Consider the following 21,388-nt stretch of genomic DNA (forward strand, 5'->3'; position numbering starts at 1 on the left):
ATGAGCCGGTCTTGGCGTTCTGATCTAGCCGGCTGAGATCGGCCCGGCCGACATTCAGCTTGAATTCATCTTGGGTGGCTAGTCTTTTCGGTATCCTGTATCAGCCGATCTGTCATTCGCTGTCACCTGCTCATTGGAGGGACTGCCCATGCCAAGCAATGCCCGTTTCCACCCGCATGTTTGCGACCCTTTGCCTCGCAGCTTGGTCAAAGTTTTGGCCGTCTTCGTCATTCTCGCGCCCCTTGCTGCCATGTCAGCGCCGCAAGAGGCAGCCACCCAGCCTGCGCTTGAGGTCATCGACTCATCAAGGGTGCATCTGTCCGCCGTGCACATTCATGAGCGCGACGGGGTGCTGACCCTGCGCGGTCGGGCGTCGCGGCTCATTGCCAGACGCGGCTTGATTCCCGGCGCGGTGAAGGTGACTCTGCTTGACGCCCAAGGCCAAATCCTCGCGAGCACCATCGCCAAGCCCATGCGTCCCAATCACCAGTCGAGGTTTGCCGACTTTTTTGTCCAGCTAAAGGAGTCTGACTTTGCCGCACCGGATATCGCGGAGCCCTTCGCGGGAACCCGCGTTCAGGTTGCCGCCGTGCCGGCATCCCGCTGACTTCATTGAGCAGCCAGGAAGCGATGGCTTCCTCGGCTTCCGGGGTGACGATCAGGGAGAGCAAGGCGTTGGAATTCGCAACTTTTGCCTTCCAGAGAGTGATAAATCGATTGTGGATGTTCCCATAATCAGTTGGCTCCAAAGCGCCGATATAGCATCGGCAGCACGATCAGCGTCAGCGTGGTGGAGGACAACAGCCCACCGATCATCACAATGGCCAGTGGGCGCTGGATCTCCGAGTCCGGGCCGCTGGCGAGCATTAGTGGCACTGGGCCGAAGATCAGATGACCTGATCTGGCGGGCCTGGATATCTCCGACGCGGAGGTCGGAGAATTCGCCAAGCTGACGGTGCATCTGGCCGAGGCCCTCAGCTGCGGGGGCTATGGCCATATTCCCGGCAAGAAAGGCGTAAACCACTGCGAGTGCAGTTGCGCGAGATCCTCGGTGGTGCGGATGCTGCCGCTGCAGCTTTGAGGTGCAGGAGGGTCCCAATGCTGGTTCGCTCCGCCCGGCTGCGATAACATGCCGTGCGGGTGTGGACCCGGGCTCTGACCATTCAATCGCACTAGCCTTATCTTGCACATGAATCGCAAACGCATCATCCAACCCGGCAAGCCCCATGCCTAGGCAAGAGACCGTCGCGGTCCAACCATCTGTCCTGCGCTGGGCGCGGGAGAGTCTGGGTATGGCCATACCGGAGGTGGCCGAGCGTCTGAAGCGCCCGTTGGCTGACATCGAGCGCTGGGAGTCCGGGGATGCTGCGCCGACCTATGCCCAGCTGGAGAAACTCGCCTACGGCATCTACAAACGCCCGCTTGCCGTGTTTTTTCTTCCGGAGCCACCGCGTGAGCTACAGCCCAAGTGGGAGTTCCGTACCCTGCCCGAGGCCGATCTCGATACCCTCTCGCGCGATACCCATCTCCAGATTCGCCGAGCACATGCCCACCAGCTTGCACTCGGGGAGTTGTTCGAGGGTGGCAACCCCGCGCCCCGACGTATATGGCAGATCCTGTCCCTGTCGCGCACTCGCTCGATCGCCCGTCAGGCAGACGAGGTCCGCGACGCTCTGGGCATCGACATGGAGAGCCAGGCCGGCTGGTCGAGCGACGAGCGCGCGCTGAAGGCGTGGCGCAAGGCCATTGAAGACGCAGGCGTGTTCGTCTTTAAGAACGCCTTCAAGCAGAAAGACATCTCGGGCTTCTGCCTGACCGACGCCGAGTTCCCGCTGATCTACCTGAATAACAGCACCACCAAGACTCGCCAAACCTTCAGCCTGCTGCATGAGCTGGCGCATCTGCTGCTGGACGTCCGCGGCATCGGCAAGCTCGATCCGTCCTATGTGGACCGGATGCGCGGCAAGGCCCAGGCCATCGAACGCTTCTGCAACGCTGTGGCGGCGGCTGTTCTGATCCCCGAGGACGACTTCCGGCGGCAGATGGCGCGACTCCCTCCGCATCCCGAGGACATCACAGAGGAACACTTCGCGCAGCTGGCCTGCCGCTACGGGGTAAGCCGCGAGACCACATTGCGCATTCTGGTCGATCAGGGACGCTTTCCGCGCAAATTATACGAAGAGAAGGCCAAAACGTGGGCCGCGCAGCAGAAGGACGGGGACGGCGGCAACTGGTTTGCGTCGCAGAATGCCTATCTGAGCCAGCGCTTCGCCCAAGCCGTCGTCCAACAGCACTATCGGCAGCGACTCACCGTCGAGCAGGCATCCGATCTACTGGGCATCAAGCCGAAGAACTTCGCTGGCATTGAGCAACGGATACTGCAAGGGTCCGGTGCATGATCTATGTCTTCGACACCAGTTCGTTGAGCAGCCTCAAGCATTTCTACCCCGGCGTTTTTACGACTATTTGGGACGAGCTCGACGGGATGGTCAATTCCGGCATGCTGATCTCCACGAAAGAAGTCTGGAACGAGATGCAGCGCGGCAATTCAGCCCAGCACACCAATGCCTGGTTGAAGTCACGCAAACAGATATTCACCACGCCGAGTGCCGAGGAGTTGCGCTTCGTCGCGGAAATACTGGCGATCAGGCACTTTCAAACATTGATCGGCGAGCGGCAGCGACTGATGGGCGATCCTGTCGCCGACCCCTTTGTCATCGCCTGTGCCCGCGTGCATCAAGGCACCGTGGTCACGGAAGAGCAATTCAAGGAGAATGCGGCAAAGATCCCGAATGTATGCGCCCATTTCCACATCCCTTGCACGAACCTTGAAGGTTTCATGCAATCATTGGGCTGGAGCTTCTGAGACCGTCGAATGCCCGATGTTGGCCAAAAATGCCCAGAGAACAACAATCGATCAGAACGATGCCGGACAAAAGACATCGCACCCCGAAGTGCGACGACAAGACGCCCGGCGACGATCAAGACGGTCGATTGCTGGTCAAATCGATTGCCTTCGCGCTGCCTCGCCCGCCTCGAGGCACCGCCAGCGCACAACCAACGTTTGATCCGCCCCATGCGCAAAGTTTTTCCATGGCATGCCTGATCAGCAGTCCTAAAGCTGCCGAACGCGGATATGGCAGTGGCGCTGGCGCAATTTTCTCGAGGTCTATCGGCCGTTAGCCGATGAATGGGTATTGTTCGATAGCGCCGATGGGCCGCCAAAGGTCGTCGGTTGGGATGAGAAGCAATGAATAGCAAAGCCATTTCCGAAGGGCGTGATCCGTTACTGCCCGTCTCGCTGGCGGCAATGGCGCGCGCCGCCGAACAGGTCGGGCGCCAGGCACTGATGACCAAGACGCGTTTGATTGTCTGGCGAGAGGGACAGATTCGCTATCTCGATTCAGCCATTTATGAGCCAGGGCCGAGCGACCCGCAAAGCAGGCCAGACGCTTTGGCTGGTGTATGAACCAACGCATCTTCAACGCCATCGTCGGTCGCTGCGGCCACCACATACCGAAGCGCGTGCGCTCAAGGACTTCGAGCGCCTCGCGGTCGCGGCGAAGTCATCACCCCAAATGCCCCGCCACCAAGACCGGCGCTATCCAGTAATGGATGTCGGCACCCGGGAAGTCCTCGCGCAGGCGCTCAAGCACCCGCTCGGCGACGGATTGCTCCAGATGGGTGAAGAACATCACCCGCCGACGGCGTCCGGCGACCTGTTCGGCCAGGGTCATGGAGGATTCCGAAGAGCCATGCCCGGCAATGGGGGTGCTGGAGAAGCCGGGGATGGTCTCGTCATCGAGCAGCCAGGCAGCGACGGCCTCCTCGGCTTCAGGGGCGACGATCAGGGAGAGCAGGGCGTTGGAGTTCACGGCTTTAGCCTTCCAGAGGGTGATGTATCGATTGTGGATGTTTCCATAATCAGTGGGCTCCAAAGCGGCGATACAGCATCGGTAGCACGATCAGCGTCAGCGTGGTGGCGGACACCAGCCCGCCGATCACCACAATAGCCAGCGGGCGCTGGATCTCCGAGCCAGGGCCGCTAGCGAATAACAGCGGCACCAAACCGAAGGTAGCAGTGGTGGCGGTCATTAGCACCGGGCGCAGACGGCGTTTGGCACCTTCGACCACCACCTCGGCAATGGGGCGGCCGAGGGTGCGCAGTTGATTGAAATAGGTCAGCATCACCACACCATTGAGCACGGCGATGCCGAGCAGGGCGATAAAACCCACTGAGGCCGGCACCGACATGTACTCGCCGGTGACGAAGAGTCCGACGATGCCACCGATCATGGCGAAGGGCACCATGGCCAGGATAAGCACCGCCTGCATCACCGAGCGGAAGGTGGAAAAGAGGATCAGAAAAATCAGCCCGATGGCGATGGGCACCACCAAGGCCAGGCGCGCAGCGGCGCGCTGCTGGTTTTCGAACTCGCCACCCCATTCGAGCCAGTAGCCGGTCGGTAAATCGACCTGCTCGGCAACCTTTGCGCGGGCTTCCTCGACAAAGCCAACCAGGTCGCGCCCGGAGACATTGGCGATGGCCACCGCTAGGCGATTGCCGCGCTCGCGGGTCAGGGCGACTGGGCCTTCGCCGCGCTCCAGGGTCACCAGATTGGTCAGGGGCACCGCGCGGCCATCCGGCAAGGCGAGGCGCAGCCCTGCCAGTCGGCTGGGGTTCTCGCGTAGCGAGGCGGGGCCGCGAATCACCAGCGGCCGGCGCTTGCCCTCGCCATAGACAATACTGGTCGGCAGCCCTTCGACCTCGGCGCGCAGTTGCGCGGCCAGGGTATCGACGTCCAGCCCGAGGCGCCCGGCTTCCAGGCGGTCAATCTTCAGGCTCAGATACTGGGCGCCTTCATTGCGTGGGGTGTAGACATCCTCGGCGCCCTCGATGCTCTGCAAGACTTCGACAATGTCGGCGGCGGTCTGGTTGAGCTGATCCTGATCCGGGCCAAAGAGCTTGACCGCCAAGTCGCCGCGCACACCGGTTAGCATCTCCGAGACGCGCATTTCAATCGGTTGGGTGAAGGCGTAATCCACACCGGGAAAGCCTTCCATCACCCTACGGATTTCGGCCATCAGTGCTTCTTTGCTGTCCATGCGCCAGTCCTCCATGGGCGCCAGTACCAGAAAGCTGTCGGTCTGGTTCAGCCCCATGGGGTCGAGTCCGAGTTCATCGGAGCCGGTGCGGGCGATAATGGATTTGACCTCAGGCATTTCGGTCAGAATCGCCTGCTGGACCCGCAGGTCGATGGCCAGGGACTCGTCAAGATTGATCGATGGCAGTTTTTCCAATTGCACGATCAAGTCGCCCTCGTCCATGGTTGGCATAAAGGACTTACCCACCTGGGTGTAGAGCACCCCGGCGCCGAGCAACAGCGCCAGCGCCGCGCCAATCACTGGCGTCGGATGACGCAGGCCCCACTCCAGCGTCGGGGTGTAGATGGCCAGCAACTGGCGCACCAGCCAGGGTTCGCCGTGTTGGTTGGCACCGAGTAGATAGGAGGCGAGTACCGGAATTACCGTCAGTGACAGCAGCAGTGCGCTGCTAAGCGCGAACACAATTGTCAAGGCCACCGGCACGAACAGCTTGCCTTCGAGTCCTTCCAAGGTCAGCAGCGGCAGGAAGACGATGATAATAATCAGCGTGCCGGAGGTGACAGGGAGTGCCACCTCGCGGGTGGCGCGGTAGATCAGATGCAGGCGGGGCAGGCGGGCGCCGCGGTGGGTGAGCTGGGTGACGACATTTTCGACCACCACCACGGCCGAATCGACCAGCATGCCGATGGCGATCGCGAGGCCGCCGAGCGACATCAGATTGGCTGAGAGTCCGAACTGGTGCATCAAAATAAAGGTGGCCAGCGCCGCTAGCGGCAGAATGAGCGCCACCGTGAGCGCCGCGCGCAGATCGCCGAGGAAGAGCACCAGCAGCAACAGCACCAGCACAATGGCCTCGATGAGCGCCTTGGACACCGTATGCACGGCCTTGTCGACCAATACGCCGCGATCGTAGAACACCTCAATCTCCACCCCCTCGGGCAGACCGGGCTTGAGTTCCTCGAGCTTGGCGCGCACTCCGGCAACCAGGGTGCGGGCATTGGCACCGCGCAGACCGAGCACCAAGCCCTGAACCGCCTCGCCGACGCCGTCTTTGGTTACGGCACCATAGCGGGCCAGGGCCGAGAGCCGCACCTCGGCGACATCGGCCACCCGCACCGGCTGCCCGGCGCTGCCGCCGACCACAATGCTGGCGAGATCCTCTAGCGTCTGGATGGCGCCGACACTGCGCACTAGCAGCGACTCCTCGCCCTCGTTGAGACGCCCGGCACCGTCGTTGCGATTATTGTCGGTGACCTTGCTGCGCAGGTCATCGAGGGAGATACCGCGACTGGCCAGGCGCGCGTTGTCAGGTACCACCTCGAAGGTGGTCACAAAACCGCCGAGCGCATTCACATCCGCCACCCCAGAGACCGAACGCAGTGCCGGGCGGATGGTCCAGTCGAGCAGGTCGCGTCGCTCGGCCAGGCTCAGGTCGCCGCCGATGATGCTGAACATGAACATCTCCCCGAGCGGCGTGGTCATGGGCGCCAGTCCGCCCTCGACTCCGGCGGGCAGATCGCCCCAGACTGCGTTCAGCCGCTCGGCCACCTGTTGGCGCGCCCAGTAGATGTCGGTGCCCTCGGCGAAGTCGATGGTGATGTCGGTCAGAGCATACTTGGCAATGGAGCGCAGCATGGTCTGATTGGGAATGCCGAGCAGCTCCACCTCGATGCGGCTGGTGATGCGCGACTCGACCTCCCCTGGCGTCATGCCAGGGGCCTTGACGATAATCTTCACCTGGGTGGTGGATACGTCTGGAAAGGCGTCGATCGGCGTCTGGCGGATGGCCTGCCAGCCGAGGCCAATCAACAGCGCCACCGCCAACAGCATCAGCAACCGCTGGGTGAGAGCAAATTGAATCAGGCGTGCGAGCATTATTCGCCGCCCCCACTTCCTTCACCGCCAAGCCAGATGGCCTTGAGCGCTACCGTGCCGCGGGTGGCGATGCGGTCCTCAGGTGTCAATTCAGCGGCGATCATCGCCCGGCCATCCTGTTCGCTCAGAACAGTGACGGGGACGGCGGCGAAGCCCTCGGGACGGGCGACGAACAGATAAGCCCGGTCACCTTGGCGCACCAGCGCACTGACCGGCACCTGCCAGCCGGTGCCGGCGGCGGTGAGCTGCACCTCAATGAATTGACCCGGCCGTAGCCGACCGGACGAATCTGTCACCTCGACCCGTACCAGCACGCCCTGATCGCGCTCATGCACCATGCGACCAATGGTAATAATGGTTCCGGGGCGTTCCAGCTCTGGCAGCCAGGCGCGCCCGCCGATGGTCAGCCCGGCGAGATCATCCACCGGGACATGCACCTCCAGCCACAGCGGATCGAGTTCGGCGATGCGATACAGCGGTGTGGCGGCAGCGACCGACTCGCCAGTGGCGACCATCTGCTCCAGCACCACGCCAGCCAGGGGCGCGCGAATCGGCAGGGTGCTGCCGAGTTGGCGGCTGTCGCGCAGGGTGGCGATGTCGGTGTCGGAGAGTCCGGCAATGGCCAGGCGCTGGCGCTGCTGCTCGACCGTGGTGGTCAACTCGCGCTGACGCGCCCGGGTCTCGAACAGCCGGCGCTCGGCAATCAGCCCGTCGCGGGCCAGGCGCTGGTCACGTTCCAGCTCGCTGCTCGCCAGCTCCAGCCGGGTGCTGGCCTCCAGAAAGGCGCTCTGCAAATCGACCAGCCCGGGGCTGCGCAACTCCGCCAACGCCTGACCGGCCACAACCCGCTCGCCCTCGGCCACCAGCAGCGCAACAAGGATGCCATCCTGCGGCGCGCTGACCACCCGCAACTGCGGATTGGGCACAGTCACCCGCGCCGGATACCGCCGCGAGCGGGTCTCGTCGGTGCCTTCGGGCGCGGTCAGCTGAATGCCAAAGGCGCGGCGCTGCGTGGCGTCGATGGGGATGATATCCGCAGCTAGTGCGGCGGCAGCCCCACTCAGCAATGCGGCGGTGAGCGCCAGTTGCGCGACGCGCAGGTGGTGCTGGGGCCGGAGAGTTCGGGAGTCGAGATTCATGGCAGCCGTGGTTTCGAGTTGGAGTGATGGGTTCGAACCGGGAGTATCGGACGTCAAAATAGGACTATTCCGGCACCACTCCCAACGCCTGATTCAAACGCGCGGCGGCGCGTTCGCGCTCCAGCCGGCGCAGCGCCAGTGTCAGATCGGCCAGGCGCGCCTGCTCGCGGGCGCGCAGCAGGCGGTTTAAATCCAGTTCGCCAAGTGAGAAGGCGCGCTCGGTCAGCTTGAGTGTCCGCGCGCTGGTCTGTTGCTGGCGCTCGGCCACGGCCAGCGCCTCGCCCGAACCGCGCCAGGCTAGCTCCGCCTCGGTCAGCGCCTGTTGCACCGCGCGCCGCGCTTGCAGTTGATCAACCTCGGCGGAGGTCAGTTCACGCTCGGCTGCGGCCAGATCCGGGGCATGCAGACGTTGCAACGACCAGGGCAGGCTGACCTCCAGTTGCAGTGCCTCGTCGGTGCTCATGCCGCGCGCATCACGCGCTTGCTTGACCCCGACACTCAGCAGCGGCTGGCCGAAGCGGTCGCGGCGCGCGCGCTCGCGCCCGGCGCGCGCCTGCCCGGTCATGGCCGTGGCCCGCAGCAGGGCGGGATGGGACTCATCCAGCGCGCGCGTCTCGGGCAGGGTCTCGCGCAGCGGCTGCGGCAAGTCATCCAGACCGCTTAACTGCCGGAACGCCTGCATGGCTTGGGTGAAGGCGAGCCGCGCATCCTCGCGCTCGAGCTCCCGCGTCAGACTGTCCTGCTGCGCCAGCGCTACGTCCATCGGCGCGAGCTCACCGGCCCGGGCGCGCCGATCCATGGCCTGCTCCAACGCGCGGGCACTGGCCAGCGCCTGATCGGCCTGCTTGACGCGCCCCTCGGCCAGCGCTGCGGCCCAGGCCGCCTCCCGCACCCGCCCGGCCATCTCCCAGCGGCGCCAATGAGCATCGCTGTCGGCCTGGGCGGACAGTGCCTGGGCCTGAGCGCGTCGCGCCGCCGGCTGACCGGGAAGCCATAGCGGCAGATCCACCATGGCCTCGTTCTCGAAGGCGCCATCGTTGCTGTTGAAGCGGTCGCTTAGGGTTTTGAGGCGCAGCGAGGGATCTTCGGCCAGCAGACTGCCCGCCTGCGCGGCCAGCGCTTGGCTCTCGGCGCGGGTCGCTGCGGTCAGGCGCGATTGTTCAGACAGCGCCAGCGCGGCGCTGATGGTCTCACCCAGGGTCGCGGCTTCGGCGGGGGCCAGCCATAGGACGGCGAGCAGTCCAACCAGAGGTTGCGACAGGGAAGGGAGGTGCGTGCGTGGATTCATCTTCGAGAGTTTATCCGGCCAAGCTGAATTCAAACTGAATGTCTCGCGGAGAGTGTTTCGGGACTGAGGCCGTCCTGACCTTGGAGCTGTTCTGGCGCCGTTGTTGAGAATCAGTTGCCCTGCACCCGAGGTGTCGAGACTACGAACCACAAGAAAACCACGAAACGCGTTGCGGCTCAAAAAAATCACGTCAGCCAGTTAAAGCCCCAGCCGACCAGGGTGAAAGACAGCGCCAGCACCCCGGCATAGAGCGCCAGCGCCGGCCAGCGGATGACTTTGCGCAGGATGATCAACTCCGGTAGCGAAAGCGCGGCGATGCTCATCATCAGCGCCAACACGGTGCCGATGGCTACGCCCTTGCCGAGCAGCGCCTCGGCGACTGGGATCACGCCAGTGGCATTGGAGTAGAGCGGTACGCCGAGAATGACGGCGGCTGGCACGCTGTACCAGGCCGATTCATTCAGATGGGCCGCCACCCAGTCCTCGGGCACATAGCCGTGAAAGAGTGCGCCGAGGCCAATGCCAATCAGCACCCATTTCCACAGCCGGCGCAGAATCTCGCGCACCTCGCCCAAGGCGTAACGGTGGCGACCGGCGAGCGAGGTATCCGGTGTTTGCGTCTGCGCCTCGCCGACCTGAATTTTCCACACATAATCCTCGACCCAGCGCTCGGGGCGGAAGCGCTCCATTGCCAGGCCGCCAAACCAGGCGACCAGCAATCCGGCGCCGACATAGAGCAGGGTCAGCTTCCAGCCGAGCAGGCCGATCAGGATGACCACCGCGACCTCGTTGATCATGGGGCTGGCGATCAGGAAGGAGAAGGTCACGCCGAGCGGAATCCCGGCCTCAACAAAGCCGATGAACAGCGGCACCGAGGAACAGGAGCAGAAAGGCGTGATGGCGCCGAGACCAATGGCACTCGCGCGCGCCGCCCACACTGGCTTGCCACGCACATAGGCGCGCACCTTCTCCGGGGACATGAGCGCACGCAGTAGGCCCATCAGATAGATCACCAGCACCAGCATGGCGAAGATCTTGGCGGTGTCCATGACGAAAAACTGCACCGCCGCGCCCAAGTGAGACTCGGGCGCCAAGCCAAGGAGGTCATAGGCGATGACATTGCCCAGGGTGACGAAAGGTCCTTCAGCCATCTGTGTGGGCCTCTGCTGTTGATGTAGCTCCAGCCACGGTGGGTAAAGGCAAGGAGAGCGCAAAGGCCGCGAGCACAAAACCCGCCGACCACCACAGGCAGCCCGTCAACCCCTGTGTTTGATAGATGAGTCCCGAGAGTACTGTCCCGATCAGCCGTCCGCCGGCATTGGCCATGTAGTAGAAACCGACATTCATCGAGACTTTTTGGAAATCCGAGTAGGCCAGAATCAGATAGGAGTGCAGTGCCGAGTTGATGGCGAAGACAATACCAAAAAGCACCAGGCCGACAATCAGGATATCCCCCTGAAGTTGACCCGTGGTGAGTGTTGCGAGCCAGCTCAAATCCAGCCCCGAACGCGCGGCGAACGACTCAGCCAGCTTGGGGAACTTGTCCGGCCCATGGATCATCGCCAATGCCATGGCGGCCGGGATCAGCGCCAGCACCAGCGCCCAGCCGCGCGCCGAGGCGCCACCCGGACCCGCGCGCGATACTCGGCCTTCGGCATCCGTCACCGCCCGCCCGCGCAGCAGCACCGGCGCGCCGGCCTGCACAAAGCCATAGCCAATCACCCAGAGCGCCAGAAAGGCACCGACCTGGGTTGAGGACCAGCCGAGCACTTCATACAGAAATACCGGCAAGGCCACCACAAACCAGACATCGCGCGCGCCGAACAGAAAAAAGCGCGCGGCCGACAGCCAGTTGACCGCCGGGGTGTTGGAGAAAACCTGGGTGAATTTGGCCTTCTCCTTGAGCTTGCCGACGCCCGAGGGCAGTAACAGCGCGGTCACCACCAGCACCAGAAACAGCAGGCCCGCCAGCACCAAGAGCGCGCCACGAAAGCCAATCCATTGCAGCAGCGCTGCGCCGACGAAAAAGCCCGCGCCTTTGAGCGCATTCTTTGAGCCGGTCAGCACCGCAACATAGTTAAACAGCTTTGACTCGGCTCCCGCGCCCTGTCCAGTCAGGCTCTTGACCGAGGCCTTGGCCGACATCTTGTTCAGATCCTTCGCAATGCCAGAGAGCGCCTGGGCGGTCATCACATAGACCACCGCCAGCCAGCCATCCGGCACTGTCAGCATCAGCAGCGCCGCCACCTGCAACGCCATGCCGATGTGCATGGTCAGATTCAGCCCGATGCGCGCCCCCAGCCAACCGCCGACCAGGTTGGTGAGGATGCCGAAGACCTCGTAGAAGAGGAACAGCATCGCGACTTCGAAGGGCGAATAGCCGAGCTGATGAAAATACAGCACCACCAGCATGCGGATGGCGCCATCGGTGATGGTGAAGGCCCAGTACCCGGCCGTCACCGTCAGATAATTGCGGGTGGCGCTGTTCATGGGTTAGAGCGCTCGGGCGATAAGATGCGCAATATCGACCATCCGATTCGCATAGCCCCATTCGTTGTCGTACCAGGCATAGATCTTCACCTGGGTGTCGTTCACGACCAGGGTGGATAATGCATCGACGATGGAGGAGCGCGGGTCGTTCAGGTAATCGACCGACACCAGCGGGCGTTCTTCATAGCCCAAAATGCCGGCCAGCTCGCCTTCGGCGGCGGTTTTGAGAAGCGTATTGATCTCCTCGGCCGTGACGGAACGCTCAGCCTCGAAGACAAAATCGGTCAGCGAGGCATTGAGCAGCGGCACCCGCACCGCATGGCCATTCAGCTTGCCGGTCAGTTCGGGGAAGATCTTGGTGATGGCCCGCGCGCTGCCGGTGGTGGTCGGGATGAGCGACTGACCGCAAGCACGTGCTCGGCGCAGATCCTTATGGCCCAGATCGACGATGCGCTGGGTGTTGGTGATGTTATGCAGGGTGGTCATGCTGCCGTGGCGGATGCCAACCTGCTCGTGCATGACCTTGACTACGGGCGCCAGGCAATTGGTGGTACAGGAAGCGGCGGTGACCAACGGATGCCGCTCTGGATCATAGCGGTCGTGATTCACACCATAGACGATATCCAGCGCGCCTTTGGTCGGCGCCGCGACCAGCACTTTCTTCACCCCTTGGGCGAAGTAACCGTCGAGCAATTCCGGCTGCTTGTGATGCTTGCCGGTGGCCTCAATGACGATGTCGCAGTTCGACCAGTCGCCCTCGGCGATGGTCTTGGCCGAGCTGTAGTGCAAAGACTGGTCGTCGATGGTCAGTCGGTCGTCTTCTCCCGTGCAGGGATAAGGCCAGCGCCCATGCACCGAGTCGAATTCCAGCAGATGGGCGCTGCCAGCCGCATCGCAGGCGATCTCGTTGATGCGGGTGATACCCAGCGCCCCTTCTCCCTCACCCAGCCGCCCCCAGGCCGCGCGCAACGCGAGCCGCCCCATGCGACCGAACCCGTTGATGCCAATGCTGACGGTCATGTGTTTTCCTCCTGATTCGCAAAACACTGGTCGCGATAATATACGACATTTGTTATATTGCAAAAAACAGATTTAACGGAGCCGAAAAAAGCGGGCCTACCGGACCGGGGAGCCCTCGCTTATAGCCGGCCCCTCGTCAACTCAGGAGCTTGCTGATCCAAAACCCCGCCACAACGCGGCGCGCCGGGTCGATTGGCCATGGCCGCCAGCGCCTTGGCATCCTCGCGAAAAGGTGTGGCACCTGCGAGACCTGCGGCTGTTTCGCGCATGACAGCGCACGCCCAACCCGGCAGATCGGGGTGAATTCGATAGTAAATCCAGGTGCCAGCGCGCCGATCGGCCACCAGCGACAGCTCGCGCAGTTGCGCCAGATGGCGCGAGACATGGGGTTGGGAAACGCCAATCGCCTGCGTTAGCTCGCAGACGCACAGCTCGCCCTCGCGCAGCAGCAGCATCAGCATGCGCAAACGGGTATCGTTGGCCAGCGCGGAGAAGAAAGCGGTGGGGGCGATGGACACGGATGTCTTATTGGAGTGTGAAGGTTGAGGTGGGAAGCCTGAAGCTCGCAGCGGGTCCGGGTTTAGCCGGGAAACCACGATCTGCGAGAGTGCCGCCACCCCAGCGGCCTGTCAACCGCAAGCGCAGCAGACGCGATCACACCAGCGTTCGCGCAATCCGCCGTGCTTGACGCCGGAGTTGCGCGTATATAGGTTCAACGGCATATAGCAAAAAACATATTCATCATCCCCGCGCTGGTGGCCGCTCGACCAGCTTTTAGCAACGCAACAGAGAATCCTGTTATGAAAGAAATCAAAGTCCTCGGCTCCGGCTGCCGCAACTGCGAGATCACTGCCAAGGCCATCGCCACCGCCGCCGAGCAGGCCGGGGTGAAGATTGAACTGATCAAGGTCACGGATATCGCCGAGATCATGAGCTTCGGTGTCATGTCCACCCCCGGCGTGGTGATTGACGGCCAGGTGGTGCATTCCGGCAGCGTACCGGGGCCGGATCTGGTGCGCGGCTGGTTCCAAGAGGCGACCCCGGCATGAGCGCTCAATGCGAAGCCAGACAGTCAGGCTGCCAGATGAAGACCTTTTCTCTCTGCTTGGAAAAGAAGTTGAGCTTGGACGTTTTTCTCACTCGATTGCGCTATGCTTCGGTCGTGCAAATATTGAGGAGAACGCGACCCTGTCCTGGCTGATTCGTCCCGCTGAAATCGCCGATCTCGATGCCCTGCTGGCGCTTGAACAGGCCGCCTTTTCCGGTGACCGCCTGACGCGCCGACAATTGCGTCATCTGATCACTCGGGCGCAGGCGGAGTTTTTGGTCGCGATCAGGGATGATTCGGAGACGCCGCCAACCCTGCTTGGCGACGTGCTGGTGCTCTTTAACCGCGCGACTTCGGTGGCGCGGCTGTATTCCATTGCCGTCGCCGAAGCCGCGCGCGGGCAAGGCGTTGGCCGTGCTCTGGTTGAGGCGGCCGAGCGCGCGACCTGGGTGCGCCAGCGCGCCTATCTGCGCCTTGAAATCCGCCGTGACAACCTCGCCTCGCAACGCCTATTTGAGCGTCTGGGCTACCGCCGTTTCGGCATGCGCCCCGCCTATTACCAGGACAAGATGGAGGCGCTGCGCTACGAAAAGGCGCTGATGCCCGCGCTCGGGCCGGTCGCGACCGGGCCAGGCGTGCCCTTCTACGAGCAGACGCTGGACTTCACCTGCGGTGCCTCCTGTCTGATGATGGCGCTCAAAGCGCTGGATGGGCGCATCAGCCTCGACCGCACCCTGGAACTGCGGATCTGGCGCGAGGCGACCACCATTTTCATGACCTCCGGCCACGGCGGCTGCGGTCCCTTTGGGTTGGCACTTGCGGCGCATCGACGGGGATTTCTGGCGGAGGTGTTCGTCAACGATCGCGGCGTGCCGCTGATCGACTCTGTACGTAGCCCGGAAAAGAAAGAAGTCATGCGCCTGGTGCACGAGGATATGCTGTCTGAGATCGAGCGCATCGGCATCCCTGTGACCTACGCCACTCTGGATGTGGAAACCATGCAGGCGCGCTTTGTTGCGGGAGCGGTGCCTCTGGTGCTGATTAGCTCCTACCGCATCTATGCGGAGAAGTTTCCCCACTGGGTAGTGGTGACCGGCTGCGATGATAGCTTCATCTACGTCCATGATCCCTATGTCGATATCAACAATGGCGAGACTGCGCTCGATTCGATGAACATGCCAATTCAACCCAGTGAATTCCGCCGCATGGCCCGTTATGGGCGCGCCGGGCTTCAGGCCGTGGTGTTGATTTCCCGTCCGGAGCCGAGCGCCCATGGCTGAGCATCTGTTGCTGGTCGAGCAGGCGGGCGACTGGAAGACCCATTTTCCAGCACTGCCGGTGGTAACGGCGCGCGAGTATCTGAGTCAGGGTGTTGCTCAGGGTCCAGCGGCGCGGCGACGGGTGCGCATCATTAATCTCTGTCGGAGCTATCGGTATCTGAGCCTGGGGTACTATTGTTCCCTGCTTGCCGAGGCGCGCGGTCACAAGGCGATACCAGCGGTCGGCACCATGCAGGAGGTGTCCAGCCGCGACCTGTATGGGCTGATGACCGACGGACTCAATGCCAGCGTGCCGCGGGCACTCACAGCGGCGACCACTAATGGGGCCACCGCAAGCCGCACCCTGACGCTCATGTTCGGTCAGTGTGCCGAGCGGGAGCTGCAACCCTTCGCGCGCCGAGTGTTCGAGACCTTCCGCTGTCCCATCCTGCGGGTCGAACTCAAAGCGCAACCGCAATGGCGCATCAGCAGCTTGCGCGCGCTGTCGCTGCACAGCCTGGATGCCGAACAAGAGAGCGCTTTTTTTGCCGCGCTTGAACACTACCTGTCGCGCCCCTGGCGGCAGCCGCGCGCGCGTCCCGAATACCGCTACGATCTGGCCTTGCTGCATGATCCGCAGGAAGATCTGCCACCCTCGAATCCCAGAGCCTTGCAAAAATTCCAGCGCGTCGGGCGCCAACTCGGTCTGAATGTCGAGCTGATCCAGCCGCGCGACTTCGCGCGCCTGGCTGAATACGACGCCCTGTTGATTCGCGAGACCACCCGCATCGGCCACCACAGCTTTCGCTTCGCCAAAAAGGCGGCCAGCGAGGGTATGGTGGTGATTGATGATCCGGACTCCATTCTGCGCTGCACCAACAAGGTATTTCTGGCTGAACTGCTGGAGGCCAACCGGGTGCCGCGCCCGCGCACCCTGATTCTGCGCCGGGAGACGCTGCTCGATGTGGAAGCCGCCATCGGCTACCCCGTGGTGCTGAAAATTCCGGAGGGGTCTTTTTCGCGCGGCGTATTTAAGGCCAGCAACCGCAACGAATTGCTCGACATGGCAGCGCGGTTGTTGCGCGAGTCCGATCTCATTTTAGCGCAGGAATTTCTTTACACCGAGTTTGACTGGCGCATTGGTTTGCTCGCCCGGCGTCCGCTCTATGCCTGCAAATATTTTATGAGCAAGGCCCACTGGCAGATTGTCCATCACCACAGCGACGGTCGCCACGACGAGGGCCGCTTTGAGACCATGGCCGTCGAGGATGCACCAGCCGATGTGGTTGACGTCGCGCTCAAGGCCGCCAATCTGATCGGCGACGGTCTCTACGGCGTCGATGTCAAAGCGACCCCGCATGGTGCGGTGATTATTGAGGTCAACGACAACCCCAATCTTGATAGCGGCATTGAAGACCGGGTGCTCGGCGATGACCTCTATCGCCGCATTCTGGGGGAAATGATCACGCGGCTTGAACGCCGGCGTGGCTTAGTGCAACAGTGTTAATACTCTGACATCATTTTCAAGATACAGGCCGACCCGGCGGGACAAGCTCTGGGCAATCGACCATTTGCAACTGCGCGCCGACTGGCCGCACTTCAATCAGTCCAGCTGTCCAGTCGCTGCAGCCAGCGGCAGCGCGATTTCGACACGTAGCCCACCGAGTGCCGAGCGTCCGAGTTTTAGCTCTCCGCAATACAGGGCGAGGATTTCACGCACGATGGAAAGCCCCAATCCGTGACCTTGGGTGCGCTCATCAAGGCGCGCGCCGCGGGCCAGAATCTCGCTCAACGCCGGTTCCGGACAGCCCGGCCCATCGTCGTCGATGGCGATGCGGCAGGTGCCATCCTCCACCCAAAGGCGTACCCGAACCTGGCCGTGGCTCCATTTGCAGGCGTTATCAAGCAGATTGCCAAGTAGTTCGAGCATGTCCTCGCGATCAAAGGGCAGGGGCTCGGGATGCGCGACCGTCCAGTCGATGTGCAGCGCTTTGTCAGCGTAGACCTGCTTGAGCAGTCGGATGAGCGGGCCAAGTTCCGCATCGGCGTCGAACCAGGCTCCGGCCGCCGGCGCGCCGGACAGACGTGCGCGGCGCAACTCGCGCTCAATCAGTGCCTCAAGCCGCGCGATCTGGGCGCGCGCAGCGTCTTGCGCCGCCGCCGTCGCTTGGCCTGGCTCCAGTGTGCGCAGAAAGACTGCAAGCGGCCCTTTGAACGCATGTGCCAGATTGCCTGCCGCCTGGCGCGAGCGTTCCAGGCGCGCGGCATAGACTGCCAGCAGTCCATTGAGCTTGCGCACCAGCGGCAGAAACTCCCGCGGCACTGCCTCGGTGAGATGGCCAGTGGCGCCGGCTTCGAGCTGGCGGATATCCCGATACAGGGGGGCCAGCCGCGCAAAGGCACGCCGCAACATCCAGCGCTGAATCAATAGCATGCCGACAAAGGCCAGAGTTGCGAGCAGGGCCACAGTCACCTCGAAGCCGCGAATTTCGCGCAAGACCGGGCGCGCATCCTCGGCGCTGGCAAGGCTAAATTCCACCCCGTCGCGCCGATAGCCGGCACCCCAGACGAGTAACTCCTGCCCATCCGGCCCCGGCTGCCGCCAGATTGCCTGCTCGCCAGGCGAAAGCTGTCGCGCCTCCAGCGTCGCATCCCATAGGGAGCGCGAGCGCCATTCGACACCTTCGGCGCCCTGCAGCACCAGGTAATGTCCAGAGTAGGGTTGCCGGGTGCTGGGCGCGAGATGGTGTTCTGCCACACGCGGCCGGCCACTGGAGTCGAAGCGCAGGTTGGCCAGTAGGGTCTCGGCATTTTGCTCAAGCCGGGTGAGAACCACAGCATCGGCACTGCGATGCAAGGCTGCGTGTCCCAGCCACCAGGCGCAGCCAATCAGCAGCAGCAGACTGAGCGACAGGCCAAGATTGAGCTGATGCTCGAGGGAGTTCATTCGGTCGGGTTGACGGGTGGGTTGACGGCTGGTTTGATCAGGGGGTTGTCGAGCGCGCCAAAACGATAGCCCTGACCGCGCTGGGTGCGAATGTATCCGGCGCCGATTTTCTCGCGCAGGCGCCGCACATAGACTTCGATCAGATTACTGCCGCGCTCGTTGTGCTGATCGTAAAGATGATCGGTGAGCGCCTCCTTGCCCAAGACTTTGCCCGGATGGCACATCAAGTAGCGTAGCAGTCGAAACTCCATGCCCGTCAGCGCCACCGCCTCGCCATTTGTTAGCCTGACCTCCTGGCGGTCTTCGTCGAGCGTCAGTCCAGCCACGCTGAGGCACTCGCGAGCTTGCCCGGCGGCGCGGCGCAGCAGTGCTTGCAGGCGCGCAAGCAGTTCTTCGGTGTGGAAAGGCTTACCGAGATAATCATCCGCCCCGGCCTTGAGGCCATCGACCCGCTCATGCCAGGCATTGCGCGCAGTCAGAATCAGCACTGGCGTGGTAACCCCCTGTGCGCGCCATTGGCGCAGCAGCTCAAGCCCCGGGCAACCCGGCAGCCCAAGGTCGAGCACAATGGCGTCGTAGTCGGTAAACACCGGTGCCGGCTGTGCTTCCAGTCCGTCGCTCAACACATCGACTGCGAAGCCGGCGCGTGCCAGGCTTTGCGCTAACGGTTCGGCTAGCGCGATATCGTCTTCGATCAGCAGCAGGCGCATGCTGAGTTAATCATCCCGCTCGACTTCCCGCAGCTCACCGCTGCGGGCGTCGAATTCCAATTCCCACAGCTCGCCGTCCTCGCTCAGCATCAACAGCTCATAGATGGCCACACCATGCTCCGGATCCCAGTCCAGCTCGGCCTCGATCAATGTGCCTGGCTTGTGTTGGCGCGCGACCGCGATCAATTGTTCCAAGGGCAGAATCTTGCCGCTTTCGGTCAGGGTGCGCGCGCGCTCGGCGTCGTCCGACGCCCATGTGACGGAAGCTGTGAGTATTAGAGCAAGCATCGCGGTGACCAACCCGTTCCGCTTCAATTCGGCCATGCGCTTTGATCTCCAAAGGTGTTGTTGACAAGCCTGCGCATTCTACCGCGCCCGTCGGCCACCCATGCTCTGGCAGGCGCCTGCCGTCTTTTCGCGTAAGAGTCCCGCATCTGAGATTAGGCTTGCGTGCGGTGACGGATTTTCTCAGACACCACGATCAGCCTATCTCCAAATACGTGCTGCTCGATCACATGGACTGGATGAGCAGCTATCAGCCCAGGGCGCTGGCCGCTGAGTGGGAGTGGATTCTGGCTCGAGCGCGCGGCGATGCCCGCATCATTTTCCGCAGCGCCCATGCCGCGCCGCGCTATCTCCAAGCCCTGGAGCTGGGGCCGGCGCGCGGCCGCCTGAGCGATCGCCTGCGCTTCCACCCCGAACTGGCCGGCAAGCTCCAGGCGCAGGACCGGGTGCATACTTACGCGGGCTCTCATATCGCCGATGTCCGCGTCTGAGCGCGCGCAGGCAGCGGAAACCGGGTCGGCGCCGATGCGGTCAGCGCGACCACAAGCGGCTAGCGGCCCGGTCACCCGTTTTGGGCGCGACCTGCGCATCCTGCTGCATTTGCTGTGCGGCCAGCCCAAAAGCGGTGACCAACGCACGCGGCTGCAAGCCTTCTATGGCCCCCAGGCCGGTCACTACGACGTCTTTCGTGATCGACTGCTGCATGGACGCGAACGCTTGATCGATGACCTGCATGCCGCGCTCTTGCATGCGCGCCAAGATGCATTGGGCGATGCACATGTCATCGAACTCGGCGGCGGTAACGGTCGTAATCTGGAGTTTTTTTGCGCGCGGCTGGATGCCTTCGGCCAGGTCGCCCTGGTGGCTTTTTATGTCTCGGCCGCGAAGCCGCCAGACGGGCAAATTCGCCACGGTGCGCTGACACGCTGGTTCTGGCCGCGCTGGTTCGCGCACGACGGCGTGCACCCAAACCCTGAACATCTCGCCGCATTGCGCGCGCGTTTCCCCGCGCATCAATTCAGCGAAGAACGCGCCCCCGTGCCCTATCTGCCGGGATTCTCGGTTCCTTATTATCGCTTTCTCGGCCGGTTGGGTTGAGAGCCGCGGTTGCGCTGATGCCGCCTGATTTCCTTTTCAACACAGATGACGGGGTAAGCTGATGGGCTTCCTGTTCGCCACACTTTGGTGCCTTGCCTTTGCGGTCTTGGCTGTTGCCGCGCGGGGGAAGCTGCGTAAATACCGCCATTACCGGCCTTTCACGGGCGAAGTCGCTAAGGTACACACGGTCAATGGACGCTGGCAGGCCGTTGTGCGTCCGGATGATGCCCAGTTGCGCCAGCGCATCGGCGACTTTGGCTTCACCTTCAATGACATGGGTGATTATCAGGAAGGTCAGCCGCTTTCCTGCCTCTGGGACGGCCGCAACCCGGTCACAGCCTGCGAGGACGAGCGTGGCGGTGCTCGCATGGTCATTTTTATCTCGATCGGCGCGATCGCCTTTATGATTATCGCGTCCATCGCAATGACCGTGCTCGTGGAAATGGGAATTGTGACTGTCGCTGATTGAATGCCCGACGCGGCTAACGGTCGCTGCATTTTTTCGAGCTTAACAGCACCACTGGCTTTGATAAGATCAGTCACGGCCAAGCAGGCAGCGCGGGCAAGGCGTCAATACCGCTCCGGCACCATCAGCTCGCGCGGTAGGGTGGAACGCTCATAGTCCGGATCGAACACCCGGTCCGGCAGGCTGATGGATTCGTGCTCAACTTCCGTGTAAGGGATTTGTTCCAGCAGGTGGTGAATGCAGTTAAGGCGCGCGCGTTTCTTGTCGTTGGCCTCGACCACGAACCAGGGCGCCTCGGGGATGTTGGAACGCGCGAAGGTCTCTTCCTTGGCTTTGGTGTAGGCCTCCCAGCGCACGCGCGATTGCAGCCCGAGCCCGACTTCGAGTTCGATCAGCGCGTCGCCTGGTAGCCGCCGTTTCTCTCGCAGGCAACGGTGCAGCCCCTCTCGTCTGCCGGTGGCACGCTGCCCAGCAGATGCACGCGCCAGCACCCCGGAACGCGCGCGCCAGCACCGCCCCGACGTCCGTTAGCCTCGCAGTTGGACGTTGACCGCGCACCCCACCCCCGCTAACCTCCTTCCTCGGGCCAATCTGGACGCTCAGGGTGGCTTGGATTTCCTATCCGTCGACGGCGGGCGCACTTTGCAGCAGTAGCCA

The 21,388-nt window shown here is 62.8% G+C and carries 22 protein-coding genes and 1 pseudogene; 10 read left to right on the forward strand and 13 right to left on the reverse strand.

The genetic code is table 11. The features are described from left to right. Positions 1-148: 148 nt before the first annotated feature. Positions 149-607: a hypothetical protein gene (locus Thiofri_RS09105; RefSeq protein ID WP_009148356.1), complete on the forward strand. Its 459-nt coding sequence runs from the start codon at positions 149-151 to the stop codon at positions 605-607. 128 nt (positions 608-735) lie between these two features. Here the strand turns inward: Thiofri_RS09105 and Thiofri_RS09110 are convergent. Continuing rightward, positions 736-885 (reverse strand): annotated as a pseudogene (locus tag Thiofri_RS09110) (efflux RND transporter permease subunit); the annotation flags it as partial. Positions 886-1,292: 407 nt separating this feature from the next. Here Thiofri_RS09110 and Thiofri_RS09115 point away from each other — a divergent pair. From Thiofri_RS09115 to Thiofri_RS09125, 3 genes are all read left to right on the forward strand, one after another. Further along, the gene (locus Thiofri_RS09115; RefSeq protein ID WP_223296726.1) at positions 1,293-2,399 is read left to right on the forward strand and encodes an ImmA/IrrE family metallo-endopeptidase; all 1,107 of its coding nucleotides are present in this window, start codon (positions 1,293-1,295) and stop codon (positions 2,397-2,399) included. Beyond that, positions 2,396-2,866, forward strand: coding sequence for a PIN domain-containing protein (locus Thiofri_RS09120; RefSeq protein ID WP_009148358.1), 471 nt, complete (start codon positions 2,396-2,398; stop codon positions 2,864-2,866). Before Thiofri_RS09115 ends, Thiofri_RS09120 begins: the two co-directional genes overlap by 4 nt. 384 nt (positions 2,867-3,250) lie before the next feature. Beyond that, complete coding sequence (locus tag Thiofri_RS09125; protein ID WP_009148359.1) at positions 3,251-3,469, forward strand: hypothetical protein; 219 nt, start codon at positions 3,251-3,253, stop codon at positions 3,467-3,469. A gap of 100 nt (positions 3,470-3,569) precedes the next feature. On the opposite strand, the gene Thiofri_RS09130 is transcribed toward Thiofri_RS09125, so the two are convergent. The 8 genes from Thiofri_RS09130 to Thiofri_RS09165 form a co-directional block, all read right to left on the reverse strand. Beyond that, a complete protein-coding gene (locus Thiofri_RS09130; RefSeq protein ID WP_040856438.1) occupies positions 3,570-3,875 on the reverse strand; it encodes a DUF3240 family protein in 306 nt (101 codons plus the stop codon). 49 nt (positions 3,876-3,924) lie between these two features. Further along, complete coding sequence (locus Thiofri_RS09135; protein ID WP_009148361.1) at positions 3,925-6,981, reverse strand: efflux RND transporter permease subunit; 3,057 nt, start codon at positions 6,979-6,981, stop codon at positions 3,925-3,927. After that, the gene (locus Thiofri_RS09140) at positions 6,981-8,120 is read right to left on the reverse strand and encodes an efflux RND transporter periplasmic adaptor subunit (protein ID WP_009148362.1); all 1,140 of its coding nucleotides are present in this window, start codon (positions 8,118-8,120) and stop codon (positions 6,981-6,983) included. Before Thiofri_RS09140 ends, Thiofri_RS09135 begins: the two co-directional genes overlap by 1 nt. A gap of 64 nt (positions 8,121-8,184) precedes the next feature. Next, positions 8,185-9,408 (reverse strand): TolC family protein, encoded by a 1,224-nt coding sequence (locus Thiofri_RS09145; protein ID WP_009148363.1) that lies wholly within the window; start codon positions 9,406-9,408, stop codon positions 8,185-8,187. Positions 9,409-9,593: 185 nt separating this feature from the next. Continuing rightward, positions 9,594-10,559, reverse strand: a complete 966-nt coding sequence (locus Thiofri_RS09150) for a permease (RefSeq protein ID WP_009148364.1) — start codon at positions 10,557-10,559, stop codon at positions 9,594-9,596. Further along, positions 10,552-11,898 (reverse strand): organoarsenical effux MFS transporter ArsJ, encoded by a 1,347-nt coding sequence (gene arsJ / locus Thiofri_RS09155; RefSeq protein WP_009148365.1) that lies wholly within the window; start codon positions 11,896-11,898, stop codon positions 10,552-10,554. The genes Thiofri_RS09150 and arsJ overlap by 8 nt, the downstream gene beginning before the upstream one ends. 3 nt (positions 11,899-11,901) lie before the next feature. Continuing rightward, a complete protein-coding gene (locus Thiofri_RS09160) occupies positions 11,902-12,918 on the reverse strand; it encodes an ArsJ-associated glyceraldehyde-3-phosphate dehydrogenase (protein ID WP_009148366.1) in 1,017 nt (338 codons plus the stop codon). Between the two features lie 119 nt (positions 12,919-13,037). Beyond that, a complete protein-coding gene (locus Thiofri_RS09165; protein ID WP_009148367.1) occupies positions 13,038-13,436 on the reverse strand; it encodes a metalloregulator ArsR/SmtB family transcription factor in 399 nt (132 codons plus the stop codon). 282 nt (positions 13,437-13,718) lie between these two features. On the opposite strand from Thiofri_RS09165, the gene Thiofri_RS09170 reads away from it, so the two are divergent. From Thiofri_RS09170 to Thiofri_RS09180, 3 genes are all read left to right on the forward strand, one after another. Continuing rightward, positions 13,719-13,967, forward strand: a complete 249-nt coding sequence (locus Thiofri_RS09170; protein WP_009148368.1) for a thioredoxin family protein — start codon at positions 13,719-13,721, stop codon at positions 13,965-13,967. Positions 13,968-14,115: 148 nt separating this feature from the next. After that, complete coding sequence (locus Thiofri_RS09175) at positions 14,116-15,246, forward strand: GNAT family N-acetyltransferase/peptidase C39 family protein (RefSeq protein WP_040856447.1); 1,131 nt, start codon at positions 14,116-14,118, stop codon at positions 15,244-15,246. Beyond that, complete coding sequence (locus Thiofri_RS09180; RefSeq protein ID WP_009148370.1) at positions 15,239-16,732, forward strand: RimK family alpha-L-glutamate ligase; 1,494 nt, start codon at positions 15,239-15,241, stop codon at positions 16,730-16,732. The genes Thiofri_RS09175 and Thiofri_RS09180 overlap by 8 nt, the downstream gene beginning before the upstream one ends. A gap of 96 nt (positions 16,733-16,828) precedes the next feature. On the opposite strand, the gene Thiofri_RS09185 is transcribed toward Thiofri_RS09180, so the two are convergent. From Thiofri_RS09185 to Thiofri_RS09195, 3 genes are read right to left on the reverse strand one after another with little or no spacing between them, the layout of a single operon-like run. Continuing rightward, complete coding sequence (locus Thiofri_RS09185; RefSeq protein WP_009148371.1) at positions 16,829-18,172, reverse strand: ATP-binding protein; 1,344 nt, start codon at positions 18,170-18,172, stop codon at positions 16,829-16,831. After that, positions 18,169-18,882, reverse strand: coding sequence for a response regulator (locus Thiofri_RS09190; RefSeq protein ID WP_009148372.1), 714 nt, complete (start codon positions 18,880-18,882; stop codon positions 18,169-18,171). Before Thiofri_RS09190 ends, Thiofri_RS09185 begins: the two co-directional genes overlap by 4 nt. A gap of 6 nt (positions 18,883-18,888) precedes the next feature. Further along, a complete protein-coding gene (locus tag Thiofri_RS09195) occupies positions 18,889-19,206 on the reverse strand; it encodes a PepSY domain-containing protein (protein WP_009148373.1) in 318 nt (105 codons plus the stop codon). Between the two features lie 131 nt (positions 19,207-19,337). On the opposite strand from Thiofri_RS09195, the gene Thiofri_RS09200 reads away from it, so the two are divergent. From Thiofri_RS09200 to Thiofri_RS09210, 3 genes are all read left to right on the forward strand, one after another. Then, complete coding sequence (locus Thiofri_RS09200) at positions 19,338-19,658, forward strand: DUF3419 family protein (RefSeq protein WP_407702938.1); 321 nt, start codon at positions 19,338-19,340, stop codon at positions 19,656-19,658. Between the two features lie 34 nt (positions 19,659-19,692). Further along, positions 19,693-20,265, forward strand: coding sequence for a hypothetical protein (locus Thiofri_RS09205; RefSeq protein ID WP_009148374.1), 573 nt, complete (start codon positions 19,693-19,695; stop codon positions 20,263-20,265). Between the two features lie 61 nt (positions 20,266-20,326). Further along, positions 20,327-20,734, forward strand: coding sequence for a hypothetical protein (locus Thiofri_RS09210; RefSeq protein WP_009148375.1), 408 nt, complete (start codon positions 20,327-20,329; stop codon positions 20,732-20,734). Positions 20,735-20,835: 101 nt separating this feature from the next. Here Thiofri_RS09210 and Thiofri_RS09215 read toward each other — a convergent pair whose 3' ends face one another. Next, entirely contained in the window at positions 20,836-21,222 is a 387-nt protein-coding gene (locus Thiofri_RS09215; protein ID WP_040855705.1) for a polyphosphate kinase 2 family protein, read from the reverse strand. Positions 21,223-21,388 lie beyond the last annotated feature (166 nt).

Source organism: Thiorhodovibrio frisius, assembly GCF_033954835.1.
Classification (GTDB): Bacteria; Pseudomonadota; Gammaproteobacteria; order Chromatiales; family Chromatiaceae; genus Thiorhodovibrio; species Thiorhodovibrio frisius.